Annotated in this window: 12 protein-coding genes; 1 reads left to right on the forward strand and 11 read right to left on the reverse strand. The window is 58.9% G+C overall.

Translation table 11 applies throughout. From position 1 onward, the window contains the following. From TU86_RS05140 to yaaA, 10 genes are all read right to left on the reverse strand, one after another. Positions 1-1,440, reverse strand: coding sequence for an MBOAT family O-acyltransferase (locus tag TU86_RS05140; protein ID WP_048363227.1), 1,440 nt, complete (start codon positions 1,438-1,440; stop codon positions 1-3). Positions 1,441-1,674: 234 nt separating this feature from the next. After that, positions 1,675-2,793 (reverse strand): mannuronate-specific alginate lyase, encoded by a 1,119-nt coding sequence (locus TU86_RS05145; RefSeq protein ID WP_048363228.1) that lies wholly within the window; start codon positions 2,791-2,793, stop codon positions 1,675-1,677. 8 nt (positions 2,794-2,801) lie between these two features. Further along, complete coding sequence (locus tag TU86_RS05150) at positions 2,802-4,250, reverse strand: alginate O-acetyltransferase (protein ID WP_048363229.1); 1,449 nt, start codon at positions 4,248-4,250, stop codon at positions 2,802-2,804. An 11-nt stretch (positions 4,251-4,261) separates the two neighbouring features. Beyond that, positions 4,262-5,833, reverse strand: coding sequence for a mannuronan 5-epimerase AlgG (algG, locus tag TU86_RS05155; RefSeq protein ID WP_048363230.1), 1,572 nt, complete (start codon positions 5,831-5,833; stop codon positions 4,262-4,264). Positions 5,834-5,859: 26 nt separating this feature from the next. Then, positions 5,860-7,332 (reverse strand): alginate export family protein, encoded by a 1,473-nt coding sequence (locus TU86_RS05160; protein ID WP_048363231.1) that lies wholly within the window; start codon positions 7,330-7,332, stop codon positions 5,860-5,862. Then, positions 7,329-8,834 carry an alginate biosynthesis TPR repeat lipoprotein AlgK gene (algK, locus tag TU86_RS05165; protein ID WP_204369775.1) on the reverse strand — a complete coding sequence of 502 codons (1,506 nt, stop codon included), beginning with the start codon at positions 8,832-8,834 and terminating at the stop codon, positions 7,329-7,331. Before algK ends, TU86_RS05160 begins: the two co-directional genes overlap by 4 nt. A 2-nt stretch (positions 8,835-8,836) precedes the next feature. After that, positions 8,837-10,006, reverse strand: a complete 1,170-nt coding sequence (locus tag TU86_RS05170; RefSeq protein ID WP_048363232.1) for an alginate biosynthesis protein Alg44 — start codon at positions 10,004-10,006, stop codon at positions 8,837-8,839. A gap of 35 nt (positions 10,007-10,041) precedes the next feature. Beyond that, positions 10,042-11,523, reverse strand: a complete 1,482-nt coding sequence (gene alg8 / locus TU86_RS05175) for a mannuronan synthase (RefSeq protein WP_048363233.1) — start codon at positions 11,521-11,523, stop codon at positions 10,042-10,044. Between the two features lie 90 nt (positions 11,524-11,613). Then, entirely contained in the window at positions 11,614-12,930 is a 1,317-nt protein-coding gene (locus TU86_RS05180) for a nucleotide sugar dehydrogenase (RefSeq protein WP_048363234.1), read from the reverse strand. Between the two features lie 703 nt (positions 12,931-13,633). Beyond that, positions 13,634-14,413: a peroxide stress protein YaaA gene (gene yaaA, locus TU86_RS05185; RefSeq protein WP_048363235.1), complete on the reverse strand. Its 780-nt coding sequence runs from the start codon at positions 14,411-14,413 to the stop codon at positions 13,634-13,636. Between the two features lie 229 nt (positions 14,414-14,642). On the opposite strand from yaaA, the gene TU86_RS05190 reads away from it, so the two are divergent. Beyond that, the gene (locus tag TU86_RS05190) at positions 14,643-15,770 is read left to right on the forward strand and encodes a polysaccharide deacetylase family protein (protein WP_048363236.1); all 1,128 of its coding nucleotides are present in this window, start codon (positions 14,643-14,645) and stop codon (positions 15,768-15,770) included. A gap of 42 nt (positions 15,771-15,812) precedes the next feature. On the opposite strand, the gene TU86_RS05195 is transcribed toward TU86_RS05190, so the two are convergent. Then, complete coding sequence (locus tag TU86_RS05195; RefSeq protein ID WP_048363237.1) at positions 15,813-16,133, reverse strand: hypothetical protein; 321 nt, start codon at positions 16,131-16,133, stop codon at positions 15,813-15,815. Positions 16,134-16,252 lie beyond the last annotated feature (119 nt).

Here is a 16,252-nt window from a genome sequence, read left to right on the forward strand (position 1 = left end):
TTAGAACTGGAAGTACAGGAACGGCGAGAAGCTTTGCGCCGAGAGTTTGAAAATCGAGGCCACAAACAACAGCCCGATCACGCTGCGCAGTGCATAACGTGACCAGTCAGCGGGCAGTGTTTGATCCTTGCTCAGGTCCAGCTCTGTGGGCTTGCGGTACAGATCACGCAGACCGAAGAAGGCCAGCGTCAGGTAGGCCACCACCAGCGTGGCGACTTGCAGACCGGTGAGGTTGGCGCGGTTGAGTTCCGACAGCGACCATTCACCAAAGCTGAACATGGCGCTGTACATACGCCCGGCTACATGCAGGTTTTCGGCGCGGAAAACCACCCAGCCGATGACCACGATCAAGAAGGTCAGTGCCCAGCGGATCGGGTTCAGCGCCCGCGGGTTAGTGTTCAGGCCCAGTGCTTTTTCGATGGCCAGCCACAGGCCGTGCCAGGCGCCCCACAGGATGTAAGTGATGTTTGCGCCGTGCCACAGACCGCCCAGCAACATGGTCAGGAACAGGTTGCGGTAGGTAATGAGCGTGCCTTTGCGATTGCCGCCCAGGGTGATGTAGAGGTAGTCACGCAGCCAGGTCGACAGGCTGATGTGCCAGCGCCGCCAAAATTCGGTGATCGACTGGCTGATGTAAGGCTGTTTGAAGTTTTCCATGAAGCGAAAACCCATCATCAAGCCCAGCCCGATGGCCATGTCGCTGTAACCCGAGAAGTCGAAATACAGCTGCGCGGTGTACGCCAGCGCACCGAGCCAGGCATCGCCGGTGGTCGGGTTTTGCAGCGCGAAACAGTGATCGGCGACCACCGCCAGGGTGTCGGCGATAAACACCTTCTTGATGAAACCCTGCATGAACCGCGTGGCGCCCTCGCTGAATTTATCGAGGGTATGGGTGCGGTTGTTGAACTGATCGGCGAGGTCGCGAAAACGCAGCACGGGGCCTGCGATCAAGTGCGGGAAGATCGCGACAAAGGCGGCGAAGTCGATCAGGTTGCGGGTGGCCGGGGTGTCACCGCGGTACACGTCGATGATGTAGCTGATGGACTCGAAGATGTAGAACGAGATCCCGATCGGCAGCAGCACGTGGGTGAGGATGAAGGGGTCAAGACCGACCGAACCCATCATCGCGTTGATACTGTCGACGCCGAAATTGGCGTACTTGAAATAGCCCAGAATGGCGAGGTCGACGATGACCCCCAGCAGCAGCCAACGCTGCGCGGGTTGGGTGCGAACACCTGCGGCACCGACTTTGAGGCCGATCCAGTAGTTCCAGACCGTGACCCCGATAAACAGCGCCAGAAAGTCCACGCGCCACCACGCGTAAAACGCGTAACTGGCGATGAGCAGTAGCAGGTTGCGATAGCGTTGCCCGCTCAAGTAATACAGGGCGAGAAACACCGGCAAGAATAAAAACAGGAACACATTGGATGAAAAAACCATCCTGACCTCTCCGTGTGGACCAACAATAAAGGGCTCAGCCCCCCCCAACCCCCCCGAGAAAAAGTGGGGAGGTGAATGTGTTTCTTTTGAGGTTTGGGTGTCGTTTGATCGACCCTCACCCCAACCCTCTCCCAAAGGGAGAGGGGGCTTGATGTGTGGTGCTGCGCGTATCTGCTGTTGCTGTTGCTTTTAGTCCCCTCTCCCTCCGGGAGAGGGTTAGGGTGAGGGCTGCTGTCAGCCTTTTTCGTGCGCCGGGTCGTAGACCCTGGTCAGGTCCCCGCCCAGTCGAAAGGTTTTGAACGGCTGCATGCCGCGCTTCATTTCAATCACCTCGGGCGCGCAGGTGTAGAGCGTGCAGAACGGTTCCAGCCAGGCAAACTTGGCGTCGATCTTCAAATCCGTCATGTCTGGTGCTTTGCCGTTTTTCGCTTCAAACGTTTCAGGGTCTTTCACCCCGCTCAACACGCGCTCACCCAGGCGTTTCAATGCCGCGTTGTTTTCGTTGCGCAGGTCCACACCATTGACCTGCGCAAAGCTGGCGATCATCGCCAAGGGCGGCAGGGCGTAGTTGTGATAGGCGAGGGCGCGCTGCTGGCGCTTGAGTTCGTTGGGCAAAAAGCCTTGGGCGTCGACTTGATGAGCGCCGACCTTGAACTCTTTTACCGACCAGTCGAACAGGTCGCGACGGTTGGTGGCGATGGACGTGGCCATCACCGACCACGCAGCCCAGTACGAGTGGTTGTTGGTTTTTTCCAACGGCAGGTTGTCCCAGTCGCTGACCACTTGATCGGCCATTTTGCTGAACCAGGCTTCGATTTCGCGGGCTTGCTGCGCATGGTGCGCCAATGGCTGCGACGCGGAGAATTTCAGGCGCAAGTACGAGGAGGCCATGCTGCCCAGCGCCCATTTGCGCATCGACTTACCGGTGTGGTTGAACTCCTGGCTCATCAGTGCGTCGGCCTGTGCCCACGCAGTCAGCCAGCTCAGGGTGCAGTCGAGCTGCTCCGGGCGCCCGTCACGCATGTACTGCATCACGCGTTTGCTGGTGCCGCGCTCAAGCGTGGTGATGCCGGACGTTGCGTCGCGAAAGGCTTTTTCCGAGGCCACGTTGAGGGTCGAGCGGGCTTTGTCCGAACCTTCGTACTTGCTGCGAAACTCCAGCTTGTCGGTGTACGGCTGGGGCATTGACTCGCAGTCGTTTTTGAAAACGCCGGTCTTGAAGGCTTCGACCGGGGCGTAGTAGCCCTGGGGTGGGCGTAAGGGCGCGGCGGCATGGGCGGTGCTGGCAAACATCGCCAGGCCGAGCAACGTCGGCGCCAGCAAGGTGCGCAAATTGATCGGTGCAGTAGGCATCAGAAACCTCATCGTCCGGCCTGCGCATTGAGCTGCGCAGAGGTGGGGAAAACGTTGCGTTTGCAGATTTTGGCGTCGACTTTCTGTGCGTCGCCCGCGTCTTGCGGGCCTTGAATTTCAATGGCCAGCAGGTTCTGGCTGGCCCAGTCTTCATCGGTGCGCAGTTCAAAGGCGAAGCGCCCGTCTGTGTCGGACGTGGTCGGTTTGTCGATTTTCAAATCTTCGTGCCGACCGTTCATGTACCAGAGCGTGGCTTGCAGGGTTTTCACCGACGGGTCGGCGAAGCGGATGTCGATTTGGTGATTGGCGTTGCGCAGGTCTTTGTTGCTGCTGTTGACCAGCATCTGGTTTGCGCCCGGTTTGAGCGTGGTGCTGCTGCTCATCAGCGCAGGCTTGCCTTCGCAACCGTTGTCGAGCAGGGCCATCATCTGGCGGTAGATGGTTTCCTGGTCGAGGCGATACAGCGGCGAAAACTCCCAGATCAATATTTTGGGCGGGGTTTTCTGGAATTCGTCGCTGCCCAGGTACTGCAACATCGAGCCTTCCAGGCCGCCGCCGGGGAAGGCGACGTTGAGCACGTCAGCGCCGATGTATTGCTCCAGAAAACCGGCAAAGTTGTAGTTCTTGCCGCTGTGGCTGGTGCCCACCAGGGTGATTTGCGGGTTGCCCGCGTCGCTGAACAGGTCACCGTCAGCCGCTTCGCCCTTTGGCTCGGTGCTGAACTGGTCCATGTACTGCACCGCGTAACTGGTGCCGCACAGTTGGCCGGCCATGTTGTGCAAGGTGCCGGTTTTGCCCATGCGCCCGGTGATTTTGGTTTCGAATTCACGCTGCGGGATGTCGGCAAAGCCCGGCACTTTTTTCACCGTCTGCGCCACGATTTTCGCCGTGCGCCGGGCACCGTAGGGCGTCCAGTGCTGGTCGCCGCGAAAGTAGAAATCGTGGGCGCTGTTGCCCGTGGTATCAGATTCATCAGTCAGGGGCGACAAATCGGGTACGTGGTAGCCCATCTTGGCGAAGCGCCCGAGCATGGCCTGGTAGTTTTTCAGCGCGCTGTCGTAGTCGAACTTATCGCGTTCGGTGGGCATCAGTTTGTTGCGATTGACCAGCCCGCGAGTCGGTTGGTACACCACCACCAGTTCCACGCCTTTGCTTTTGAAGGCGTCGTGCAACTGCTGCATGCGTTTGTATCCGGCAGGCGTGGTGTCGAACTCGGTGCGCAGGTCTTCTTGGGTGCGGAACAACCAGTCGCCTTCAGCCTGCACCAGGGTGGTGAAGTTCTGCTGATAGCGCGTGGTGTAGTTTTTGGCGTCGTGGGCTTCGGGGCACAGGTTGCAGCACGCCTGGGCGGTAAAGGCTGGCGCTTGAATGGCGTCTGCCTGTGCGCCTGCGGCGGCGCCGAGGAGGGCGGCTGTCAGGCCCGACAGGCTCAAGATCTTGATCAGATGGGGGGGCATAACAGTCATCCTCAGTGGCGCAATTCGGTCTGGCGTTCAACGGGGTCGATCAGCACGGCTTTTTGCTGGCGCACCATCAGGTCGAGAATTTCGTCCTGACGCTCACCCAGAATGCCGTTGAAGCTGATGCCGCTGGATTTGGTCGGGGCCAGCATCGACACCCGGTACAGCTCGATACTCAGCGGCGAGTCAATCGCCAGCGGGCCGCTGCCATTCCCGGCCAGCTCACCGCCGACCATGATCAGCGACACCTCGGCGTCGAAGGGATCGAGGTCAATGTCACGGTCGGTGTCGGTCAGGTCTTTGATGTGGCCGTACACGCCGGTCAGGCCGTTGGCCATCGCCACGTTCTCGTACAGGCGAATGTTGACGCTATTGCGCACGCGAATACCGTGACGACGGTTGTTGATGACTTTGTTGCCCCACAGCAGGTTGTCGCCGCTCTCATAGAGGGTGATGCCGTCGGTGTGGTTCTGGAAAATCTCGTTGTCGGCGATCAGGTTGTTGACGCTGTTACGGTCAATCACCAGCCCCGAGAGTTTGTTGTCGTGGCTGCGGTTGTTGAAGATGAAGCTGTCGTTGACCTCACGGGAAATAATGATCCCGTGTTTGCGCTGAGTACCGAACACATCGTTCTGGGCAATGATCAGGCCGTGGGAACGGTCATGCGGGTCAATGCCGTAGACGATGTTGTCGCGGTAGGTGTTGCCCTTGACCACGAAATCGCGGGTTTCGTAGCAGTAAAAGCCGTACCACATGTCCGAGAACTCGGAGCCGACAATCCAGCCGGTGGGTTCGTCACGTTTGACCACCTTGGCCATGTTGGGCGTGTACTGGGAAATACTCACCCCGTACGACTTGCTGTTGGCATAGCCCAAGCTCGCCATTTTGCTGTTGATGATGTACGTCTCGGTGCCGCCCCACGACAGCAGGAACGGGCGAAACTCTTTGGCATCGCGAAAGGTCGCCGGGCCGTTGGCTTTTTCACGCCAGCCTGTGACGCGGCTATCACGCACGAATAACTGGCCATCGTTGACCAGAAACGAACCGGCTTCCTGGGACAAGCGCAGCTCTTGGGTAGTGGCGTCGACTTCCAGAATGCCCTTGTGCCCGACCACAATCGGCAAGCGTGCCAGGTAAACGCCCGGCGCGGTTTCGCTGAAGTACTGTTTGGGCAGGCGCTTGGCCAAATCCTTGAGGTTCACATAGCCGTCGTCGATGAAAATCGCCTGCGGAATGCCGCCTTGGCGCACCACCCATTCGGCCATTTTGTTGTCGCCGCCGATAAAGTCCTTGAGCGCGTTTTCTTGCATCATGCGGCGCACGCTGACCTTGCCTGCGGTGCTGCGCACGATCTTGGCCGCTGCCGCCTCGGCGGTGTAGCCCGAGAGGTCGGGCAGCGCCGGTTTCGCGATATTCAGCGGGGCGGTGGGCGCTGTGCTGACGGTGTACGTTTTGGCGTGTTGCAGTTCTTTGGCCACGCTCGGTTTTACCGGTTCGGCGCTGGCAAACGCCGGGGCGCTGGCCAGCAGCAGCGCGCCGGCCAGCAGGCTGATCGCGCCGCGATAGGCAGGATGATTCATGTCACGCACTCCCGTTGGCGTTGTCATTAAAAGCGCCAGATCACGTCAACGAACGCGCGGTGCATGTATGAGTCCACGCCTTTACCGTAGGCATCGCCGGGTTTGAATACCCCGCCGCGAAAGCGCACCAGCGCTGAAGGCTCGTCGATGGACTGGCTCAGCGCGGCTGGTAACAGGCCTTGCTTGAAGTACTTGGTGACGACCAGGTCCATCTCCTGACCGAGGTCTTTTTTGCCATCCATCATCGGTAATGACGTGCTGGAGAGCAGGCCGCTGGTAGGGTCTTCGCTGTTTTGCACGGCATTGATGCCGTTGCTGCCAATCGGCTTGCTGGCATCGACCCGCCAGAACTTGTGGTAGACCAGCGAGGCGTCGTAGTCGTCGCGCAGTTGCCATGAACCGAACAGGCTGGCGCTCTGGATGTTTTGCATTTCGCCACGAAACGCCTCACCAAAACGGTGAACCCGCGAGCGCGTGCCGGTGAAGTTGGAGCGGTTGCTCTCAAGTCCGGTCTGCTGATAGTTGGCACTGGCGCGCGAATAGGCAGCGCCGACTTGCCAGTTGGGATCGAGGCGCAAACGCACCCCCAGATCGGTGGCCCAGCCATCCACATCGTCACGGGTTTTGGCGCCGGCGATGTTGCGCCCGCCCACGGTTGAGGTGGCGAGTGTGTCGCGCGTGCCGCTCATGCCGGTGACGCTGGCCCAGTAATTCACGGTGTGGGTGTTGCGGTAGTTGTAGGCGTCGCTGTTGGCTTCGATACCGAGCCAGGTCAGGTCGCCGTTTTGGGTTTTGTCCAGCGCATCGACTTCTTCGCCCTGATGTTTGAGCGAACCATCGTCCTGGCTGTGGTGGGCGCGCAGGCCGACCCATTGGCCGGGTGTCCATTGCGCGGCAATATCGCCAAACAGGTGCAGCCGGTCTTTGTCGTCCGGGGCCAGTTCGGTCAGGTCGGTGCGGTACTCGCTAAAACGTTCAGCCGCGCCCACATTGGCCTTGAGCAGGGTGGTATCGAAGGTCCAGTTCAGCGCTTCGATGTTGGTGTCGCGCCACGTGCCGTCGTCATTGCGCAGGCGTTGGCGACCGAACTTGAGCTGTTCGCCGGGGTAGGCGGTAAAGCCTTTGTAGCCGACCCAGAACTCGCGCAGGGCCAGGTAGCTTTTGTCTTGTTTGCGCGCATCGCTGCTGCTGTTTTGCTCAAGATCGGACTGTTGCAAGGTGTCGGTTTCGATGATGTCGCTGGAGGTCACGGCCTGGCCCATGGCGTAGGCGCTCCAGTTGCCCCGTTCGCCGTACACCCACGGGCGCAGGTCCAGACCGATGCCGTTGACGTCACCGCCATCGCGGGTGCCAAGGTCACGGTCGTCTTCCGATTGCGCAGTGATTTTGGTCTGAAGGCCGAAGTTTTTTTCATCGGTCAGGGCCGCGAGGGTCGGGCATGACCACAGCAATGCGAAAGTCAGGCCGATGCCGGCTTTTACAAAAGGATTGAGGGTCATAGGGCTTCCTCGCCGTTTTCTGCTTGCAGTGCCTGTACGGCCACGGCGTTCTGGCTCAGGGTGGCGCGCAAGGCTTGCTCTTTTTGCAGCAGGCGCTGGGCGCCAGCGCGTTGCTCGGCGGGCAATTGCTCGTCGAGTTGGGCGGCCAGTTCGTTGGCTTGCGGGGTGTTTTGCAGCGTGGCCAGTTGGCTGAACACGTAGGCGTTCAGGGCGTTGGGCTGCGTGCCTTTGCCTTGCGAGAACAACTGGGCGATGGCGAAATCGGCGCTGTTCTGACCGTTGCGCGCGGCCTTGAGCAGGTGGTCGAGGGCTTTTTGCGGGTACACCTGGCCCAGGTAACCGCGACGGTAGAGTTGGCCAAGGTAGTAATCGGCAGCCACTTCCTGGTCCACGGCGCGCAGGAAGTGCGCTTCGGCTTTTTGCGCGTCCGGGGTCAGCCATTTGCCGTCGTAATAGAGCTTGCCCAGTAACAGTTCGGCGCGCGGCTGGTCAGCGGCGCGACCGTTGTCCAGGTATTCCTGCAACTGCGCGACGTCGCCCTGATCGGGAAAGTCATAGAGCAGCTGCGCAAGGCTGACCCAGGCTGCGGGGTAGGCCGGTGCAATGCGTTCCAGCAGCGACTTGGCGGTGTCCGGGTCGGGGGTGCCCAAGGTGGCATCGGCCAGCACGCGGGCCACGCCATCGACCTTTTGCGCCGAGGCGCTGCCACGGCTGTAAGCGCTTTGCAGTTGCTGGATCAGCTCGGCCTGCTGATCGGTGTTGCCTTGTTTCTGATACACCGTGGCCAGCTCGACGTAACAACTGTCGTTGGCGGACAGCGCCTGACGGCAGATGGATGCGATTTCATCCAGATGCTGATCGTACGTGCCGTCGAGGCGGTACAGCGCCACTTGGGCCAGGCCTGCTTGCGCATAACCTGCGGCGCGCCACTGGCTGATTTGCTGCTGGGCATTGATCTGGGGGAAGCTTTGCGGGTGTTGCAAATACAGCATCGCCAGCGGCGTGAGGCTGCTCGCGTCGCCACTGGCAAAGGCTTGTTGCAACAGGGCTTGCGCTTCGTGCAACTCGGCCTCGGTAGCGCCGGGTTTGCTGGCCAGCAGACGCCCCAGGCGCGCTTGAGCGCGAGGCGAGGTTTTTGCGGCTTCACGGTACGTGGCTTCGGCCTGTTTCAACTGCTCGGCGTCCGGGCTTTGCATCCAGATATCGGCCAGCCCCACCTGCGCTTCGGTGTAACCCAAATCCGCCAGTGCCTGATAGTTACGCTGTGCGGTGGCGGTGTCGCCGTTTTTCAAGGCTTCATTGGCCAGCCGCTGATCGGGCAGGCCCGCGCAACCGGCGAGTGCGAGGGACAACAAGCAAAGCGCTGGCCCTTGTAGTCGTTGCCGCAGGCTGCGAGCGGTTGCGAAACCGCTGTGAATGCGAAAAAAACCGTCGCGTGGTTGGCGAGCGCCTGGCTCGGGATCGCAGCCTGCGCCAGCGACTACCGGGAATGAGTTTTTCATGGTTACAGACCTGCCGCCGAGGCTTTGCTGATCAGCCAGTTCATCGACGGGCCACGGTCGCTGCGCACGTCCACCGGGCGGCCGGCAAGGGCGCTGTCCAGAGGTGCATCGGGCTTGATCTGCACGCGGATGTCCGAGGACAGGTCATCGCTGTTGAGGCTGGTGCTGCTGATGATCTTGCCGGTGCGCAGGTAGTCTTCACCGGCGACTTTGAAGTTGACCGGGGTGCCGGGCAGTACGTTGTCAAACTGGCGATAGCTGAAGCGCGCGGCGATGTTGGCTTCGCTGGTGCGCGGCACCAGTTTGAAGATCACGTCACCTTTGCTGGCGTATTGGCCGTTGGCAACCACTTGCTCAGCGACGACGCAGTCACACGGCGAGGTCAGGGTGCCGGTCATTTGCTTGCCAAACAGCGTTTCGATATTGGCCGGCTGCAACTGGTTTTCGTCCAGATGGCCTTTGAGCACGTCCAGCATGCTGGTGCTGAAGGTGGCAATGGGCGCGCCGTTGGCTGCCAGATTGTCGTCCTTGACCAGGCTTTGCACGGTGCCGTCACGCGGCATGGTGATGTTCATGCCCGGCACACTGACCAGCGCCGACTGCGCGTGGGTGACGAAATACAGGCCGTACACCGATTTGACGACAAAACCGAACGCCACCAGACCGACGACAAATACGCCCGCACTCAACACCACGGCCTTCATGCGCCCGAACGGGGTCATGCCGCTGCCGCCGTCCTTGACCTTGCGCGCCTTGGTGAAGTTATCGCGCTGCAAGGTGGCGAGCACGTCGCCCATCGTCACGAGGTCGCCGCTCAGGTGCGAGGTGATGAGGTGACGCAGGGTCGAGATGTCTTGCTGGTCGAGGTTCTGGAACTGGCAGCCGACACGCCCGGACTGTCGGTCGACGTTGCGCACCAGCAGATCGACGTCCATCGCCAGACCGAGGTTGTCGATCACAAACTGCAAGCGACCTTTATGGACTTCGCCCACGCTCAGTGGCTGATTGGCCGCGTAGAAGCTCAGGCCGCCCGCTGACAGGTCGATGATGTTGACGTCCATCGGCGTGCGGTCTTTGCCTGTAAACCGTAATTTGGCCGGGATTTTGACCCGTGCGTGTTGGCGCTGGGCTTCGGATTCGTGGACAACGTTGGTGTTTACTTGAGTGTTCATAAGGTCTTGTTCCTGGTTAATTCGATCGTGTCGGTTCAGACCATCGTCAGCAGCACGGCCACAAAGATGCTGGCGGCTGAGAAGGTCATGGTGCGAGACGACCAGGTGTTGAACCAACGTTGAAAGCTGGCCAGATCACGGGTCAATTTGGTGTCCTGACGGGTCCAGGACTGTTGATCGAGGCGGAAGAACACGTAGATCTTCACCAGCGCACCGACGATCTGGTTGTAATAAAGAATCACCGGGTAGGCCGGGCCGATGGTGTGTCCCGAGCAGGCCAGCAGCAGGGTCAGAATCAGGCGGGTAATGCCGATCCACAGCAGGTAAGCGATGAGGAACGTGATGCCGTATTTGAGGCTGGCAATCAGTGCAACCGTCAGCCCCAGCAACGAGGTCCACATCGACACGCGCTGGTCGAACAGCACCACGCTGGTGAACAGGCCGAGGCGTTTGACCCCAAGGCCCAGTGCGCGGGCGTTCTGGCGCAAGTTGTTGCCGTACCAGCGGAACATCAGTTTGCGGCTGGCCTTGATGAAGCTTTTTTCCGGCGGGTGCTCCACGGTGTGGATGGCTGCGTCAGGCACATAAAAAGTGTCGTAGCCCAGGCGCATCAGGCTGAACCAGCTGGATTTGTCGTCGCCGGTCAAAAACTTGAAACGGCCCAGACGCCAGTGCTGCAACGAATCGCTTTCGACGTCGGCGATGAAGTCGGGGTCAGTCACCACGTTGGCGCGGAACACCGACATGCGTCCGGTCATGGTCAGCACGCGCTTGGACAGGGCCATCGAGCACATGTTGATGTGGCGCTGGGCGAAGCGCAGTTTGTGCCACTCGCTCATGATGTAGCCGCCGCGCACTTCGCAGAATTCGTTGGTGGTCAGGCCGCCGACGTTGCCGAACAACTGGAACCAGGGCACGGTTTTGCGTACTACGCCGGGTGCCAGCACGGTGTCGCCGTCGATCACGGCAACCACGGCGCGGCTGTCCGGCATATGGCGTGAGATGGCGCGAAAACCGAAGGCCAGACCGTCGCGTTTGCCAGTGCCGGCGATACGCACGAAGTCGAGTTTGACCCGCTCTGGCGGGTTCATTCGCTCCCACAGGCTCTTGACCAGTAACTCATCGGACATCTCAACCAGCGAGCAGACCACGGTGGTGGGCAGGCCGCAGTCAATGGCTTCGCGAATGACCGAGCTGTACACCTGAGCGGTGGTCAGGGCGTCGATACGAAAGCTGGTGACCATCAAAAATACATGGGAAGGGTCAGCGGCCTTGCCCAGTTTGCGCACCTTGCGTCGCAGGTGCGGGTACACCACATATAAAAACAGCATGCCGCGCAAAAAGTGCGTGGCACCCATTGAGTAGCGCCAGATACCCACGGCGCCAATCAGGAAAATAAAGTTTTTCGACTCGGCGTCGAAGGTCGATGTTGGCAGCGCCAGCGCGAGGCCCATCAACAACGTGAGGTAAAACAGCCAACCGGCGGCTTGAAGAAGGCCGTGTTTTAGCCTGAGCATAATGAGGTTCCGTGTGAGCATGAAGGCTGTGGTGCACAAGCTCTGCAGGCACTGGCGCAGCCTGCGCCAGTGCCTGCAGTGGGCGGCGTGTTACCAGCAGATGCCTTCGGTACGGCCTACGGTGCAGGTGGCTTTGGACATGAAGCCCACCAGGTCGATGATCTGTTTGCCATGCGGGGCGTTTTGGGCCAGTGCGCGGAACTTCTCGTCGCGGTTACCCAAAATGATCACGTCGCTGTTGTTGATCACCGCGTCGAAATCCGAGTTGAGCAGGGAGGAGACGTGGGGAATTTTTGATTCGATGTAGTCTTTGTTCGAACCATGAACGCGGGCGTACTCGACGTTGGTGTCGTAGATGCTCAGGTCAAACCCCTTGCCGATCAGCATTTCGGCCAGTTCCACCAGCGGGCTTTCGCGCAGGTCGTCAGTCCCGGCCTTGAAGCTCAAACCGAGCAGGGCAACTTTGCGTTTGTCATGGCTGGCGACGATGTCGAACGCGTTTTGCACTTGCGACACGTTGCTGCGCATGAGCGAGTTGAGCAACGGTGCGTCCACGTCCAGCGAGCTGGCACGGTAAGTCAGGGCACGCACATCTTTGGGCAGGCAGGAGCCGCCAAAGGCAAAGCCGGGGCGCATGTAGTACTGCGACAGGTTCAAGGTTTTGTCCTGGCACACCACCTCCATGACTTCGCGACCATCAACGCCGACGGCCTTGGCAATGTTGCCAATCTCGTTGGCGAACGTCACTTTGGTGGCGTGCCACACATTGCAGGTGTACTTGATCATCTCGGCCACTTCGATGTCCTTGCGGATGATCGGCGCGTCGAGCTCTTCGTACAGCGATTGCAGGACATCGCCCGAGGCTGTGTCGAGTTCGCCGATCACGGTCATCGGCGGCTGGTCGTAGTCGGCAATGGCCGTGCTTTCACGCAGGAATTCAGGGTTGACCGCGACGCCGAAGTCGACGCCGGCTTTTTTGCCCGAGCACTCTTCGAGGATCGGGATCACCACATTTTTCACGGTCCCCGGCAACACGGTGCTGCGTACCACAATGGTGTGGCGCGAGGTTTTATCGCGCAGTACGGCGCCGATTTCGCGGCACACGGCTTCGATGTAGTTCAACTCCAGGTCGCCGTTTTTCTTGCTCGGCGTACCGACGCAAATCATCGACAGGTCGCTCTCGCGAATGGCCGATGCAAAGTTGGTGGTGCCTCGCAGACGGCCGTTCTGGATGCCTTGGGCCAGCAGTTCGCCAAGCCCCGGTTCAACGATGGGCGACTTGCCGAGGTTGATCAGGTCGATCTTGTCTTGTGAGATGTCAACGCCGATGACTTCATGGCCGCGAGCGGAAAGACAACCGGCGCACACTGCACCGACGTAACCCAAACCAAATATGCTGATGCGCATCGCAATTACCTCTGTCGTGTATAGGCCAATTAATGACCGGACTTAAAGTGTGGGCTCACAGGGAACTACGGCGCATATAAGCCGCAATGCCCAGTGCAGGCATCGTTAAGTTTCAAGTTGTTGAAAGTTGCACAGTTAAAGTGCAGCTCATCACTATTACTAAGGCATGTCAGATGATGGGGACGGCCTTGGGCGGGCGCTGTGCGCCGCGATGTTTCTTATTTTTTAGCCTTTATAAACAAAGGGTTATAGCTGAATTTCGATCACCTTTGCCTGGGCCTGATTACAGCGGATAAAACCTGAAAGTTAGGTTTATCGTTGTAAGCGATATCTCACAAACTCTGTAAGAATCGTTACGGGTTGTATGAGCAGTCGTACCAAACATAGTTCCGGGCCGTTTATCCCGTTTTCGACGAAAATTAACAAAATGGAAAAAGATGGCACTGGTTCCATATTGATAGCACTTAAGGTTTCGTCCTTTAATTTAAGGGCGTTCGTCGGCGAGGATAGTTAAGTGCCACTACTGATAAAAAAATTAGGTGCCACTATGAAAAAAAGTCACATTTGTCGAGTGAATTTATGTTGATAGAAATTTCAAGTCGTATTTTTGGCGTCAATTATTTGGCTATTTAAGCAGGAGTGTGAAGGGGTTCACAGCGCGACGCGCCCTCGATCAGGCCGAGGGCGTCAAAAAGGCGGGGGGTTATTCGGGGGTGTGATCGCGTAAGAAGACCAACAGATCCGGTTTGGAGTGTTCGGCGCTGTAATAGTAACCCTGGGCATCAAATTGCTTGAGCTGCTCAGGGTCGTTGATGCGTTCCTTGATCACGAAACGGCTCATCATGCCGCGCGCTTTTTTGGCGTAAAAGCTGATGATTTTGTGCTGGCCGTTCTTAAAGTCCCGGAATTCGGTGTTGATGATGCGTGCGTTCAAGGCTGACTTTTTGACCGCCGAGAAGTACTCGTTGGAGGCCAGGTTGAGCAGCACGTCATCGCCTTGCTCGGCCAGTGCTTCATTGAGCCAGTCGCTGATGCGCGTGCCCCAAAAAGCATAGAGGTCTTTGCCGCGCGGGTTTTGCAGCTTGGTGCCCATTTCCAGGCGATAAGGCATCATCAGGTCCAGCGGGCGCAGCAGGCCATATAGCCCGGAGAGCATGCGCAGATGGGTCTGCGCGTAGTCGAAGTCCGCTTCGCTGAAATCCACGGCATTCAATCCGGTGTACACATCGCCCTTGAAGGCCAGCAATGCTTGCTTGGCGTTGTCGGGCGTGAAGGCCGGGGTCCAGCAGCCGAAGCGTGCGGCGTTAAGGCCGGACAGCTTGTCGGACAGGTGCATCAGCTCGCCAATCTGTTGCGGGCTTAATTCGCGCAATTGCCCGATCAGCTCTTGGGAATGATCCAGGTATTGCGGCTGAGTGAAGCGCTGGGTGGCCGGCGGCGTCTCATAGTCGAGGGTTTTAGCGGGTGAAATCACCATCAGCATGGGTATCGTCTCCTTTTAGCGTGGGAGGGATTCTAGGGGGTTGGGCGGTTTGACTCCACCTATCACGCTGATAGCACGTATGCCGCGCAATTGAGTCGTCGCCGTCGAGGGACGGGGCTGCGATGGAAGGCGCAGGTTTTGCCGCGCTATTGCAGCCTGTGGCAGCGACTACAGGTATTTGCCAGGTTGCAGGTTATAGTGCGCACAGTTTTTACAGGGAGATTGACCCGTGCGTATTGCTCTTTTTTTGTCGGCCTGGCTGGTGTGCCTGAGCGCGGTGGCGGCGCCCACTGAGCCAGCGACGCTGGATCGCAGCACATGGCCTGAGCAATTGATCAGCCCGGCGCTGTTTGATGTGGCGTCACGGGCCGAAATACTGACCTTCGCCCATGCCCTGTTGAGCAGTGAAGCGCTGGACGAGCGTGCGCTCAGCCAGCGGCTGGGCTTGAAAATCATCAACATGGACGCGATTGATACGGTCCGTCAGCGTATGTGGCAACGTCTGCTGACCAATTACAACTTCGCCCAGCAAAGCTGCGATCAGGATGCCTCGTTCTGTTATTACGTGGACGGCATGGACAGCTTGCGTGAGCAGGCAGGCAAGTTTGAAATCGCCCCAGACTCGTTCTACGCCGATTGGGCGCAACCGAGCGCCGAGTTTCACCGCGCCTATCTGGATGAGCAGTTGCGCCTTGCGGCACTGTTCCCGCAAATCGGTAGCGAGGTCGAGCTGTTCAACGATCGGGAGTTCAACGGCGAGGGCATGAACGACCGACTGTTTATGCTGACCTTTGACAGCGGCCCGACTCACCAGCCGGGCACTACTGATTGGGTGGCCGACTATCTGCGCAAGCAATCGGTGAGTGCAACGTTTTTTGTCTTGGGCAACAGCGTTCAGGCGCGGTTGGACAAACAGTCCGTGCAGGCACTGCAAGCGCTCTACAAAGGGCAATGCGTAGGGGTGCAAGGCTGGGAGTACCGCTCGCACAGCCATTGGACCGACTGGCAAGATTCGATTGTGCGCAGCTCGGCGCTGGTCAAAAAAGTATTGCCCGACAATTACGTGCCTTTATTCCGCCCGCCCTACGGGCATCGCCGTGCCGACAGCGGGGCTTTTTTTGAGGCCCAGGGTATGCAGGTTGCATTGTGGAATATTGACTCCCAGGACTTGGCCGGCAGCCTGAGTGCTGAACAGTCTGCGCAACGCGTATTGAGCCTGATGCTGTTATGGCGCCACGGCGTGATCAGCTTTCACGACACTCAAAGCAAGGTGCGCAGCGCTTTGCCCTGGCTGATGAAAGCCACTGCGCAAAGCGGGCTGGGGTGGCAGGAGTGTTCGGCGCTGGCTCAGCCGTAGCGTCGATAGCCCGCACTGGATCAGGGCGGGCAGTGAAGAGTCTTACAAAAGCCGCAGCGCCAGTTCGCTGCCTGCACGCAGGTATTGGACCTGGGCGGTGATGGCGTCTTTGACGATGGCTTCGCCGGTGTCAGACAGTTTGCCGTTTTTAGCGTCAATGACCGACAGTTGCAGCAGTTGCATGGTCACGTCCATCGACTTTTGAAAGGCCGTCATATTGTTGTGTTGACCAAAGTGTTCGATAACCCTGTCCATGCGTTCGTCGGCACTGTCGCGCAGTTGCTTGAACTCGGTAAATGAAACTCTGTCGTCTTTATAGATCTCCAGCAGCATCTGTTCGAGCGTTTTGGAAATAGGGGTCATAGCGTCGTCCTTTTGTATGGGCGCGGTCGGCGTATTGGCGCGTACCCTGTGTTTTTGCAGGGCATGTCACGACACGAACACGGTCATAAATGAAAGTGGTTGCACGGGCCGGTGTCGGC

The organism is Pseudomonas weihenstephanensis, assembly GCF_001043055.1.
Taxonomy (GTDB): domain Bacteria; phylum Pseudomonadota; class Gammaproteobacteria; order Pseudomonadales; family Pseudomonadaceae; genus Aquipseudomonas; species Aquipseudomonas weihenstephanensis.

Coding starts and splice junctions, on each gene's coding strand:
- yaaA (WP_048363235.1), bottom strand. CDS start 14,413: ATGCTGATGGTGATTTCACCCGCTAAAACCCTCGACTATGAGACGCCG.
- alg8 (WP_048363233.1), bottom strand. CDS start 11,523: ATGCTCAGGCTAAAACACGGCCTTCTTCAAGCCGCCGGTTGGCTGTTT.
- TU86_RS05195 (WP_048363237.1), bottom strand. CDS start 16,133: ATGACCCCTATTTCCAAAACGCTCGAACAGATGCTGCTGGAGATCTAT.
- TU86_RS05140 (WP_048363227.1), bottom strand. CDS start 1,440: ATGGTTTTTTCATCCAATGTGTTCCTGTTTTTATTCTTGCCGGTGTTT.
- TU86_RS05180 (WP_048363234.1), bottom strand. CDS start 12,930: ATGCGCATCAGCATATTTGGTTTGGGTTACGTCGGTGCAGTGTGCGCC.
- algG (WP_048363230.1), bottom strand. CDS start 5,833: ATGAATCATCCTGCCTATCGCGGCGCGATCAGCCTGCTGGCCGGCGCG.
- TU86_RS05160 (WP_048363231.1), bottom strand. CDS start 7,332: ATGACCCTCAATCCTTTTGTAAAAGCCGGCATCGGCCTGACTTTCGCA.
- algK (WP_204369775.1), bottom strand. CDS start 8,834: ATGAAAAACTCATTCCCGGTAGTCGCTGGCGCAGGCTGCGATCCCGAG.
- TU86_RS05170 (WP_048363232.1), bottom strand. CDS start 10,006: ATGAACACTCAAGTAAACACCAACGTTGTCCACGAATCCGAAGCCCAG.
- TU86_RS05150 (WP_048363229.1), bottom strand. CDS start 4,250: ATGCCCCCCCATCTGATCAAGATCTTGAGCCTGTCGGGCCTGACAGCC.
- TU86_RS05145 (WP_048363228.1), bottom strand. CDS start 2,793: ATGCCTACTGCACCGATCAATTTGCGCACCTTGCTGGCGCCGACGTTG.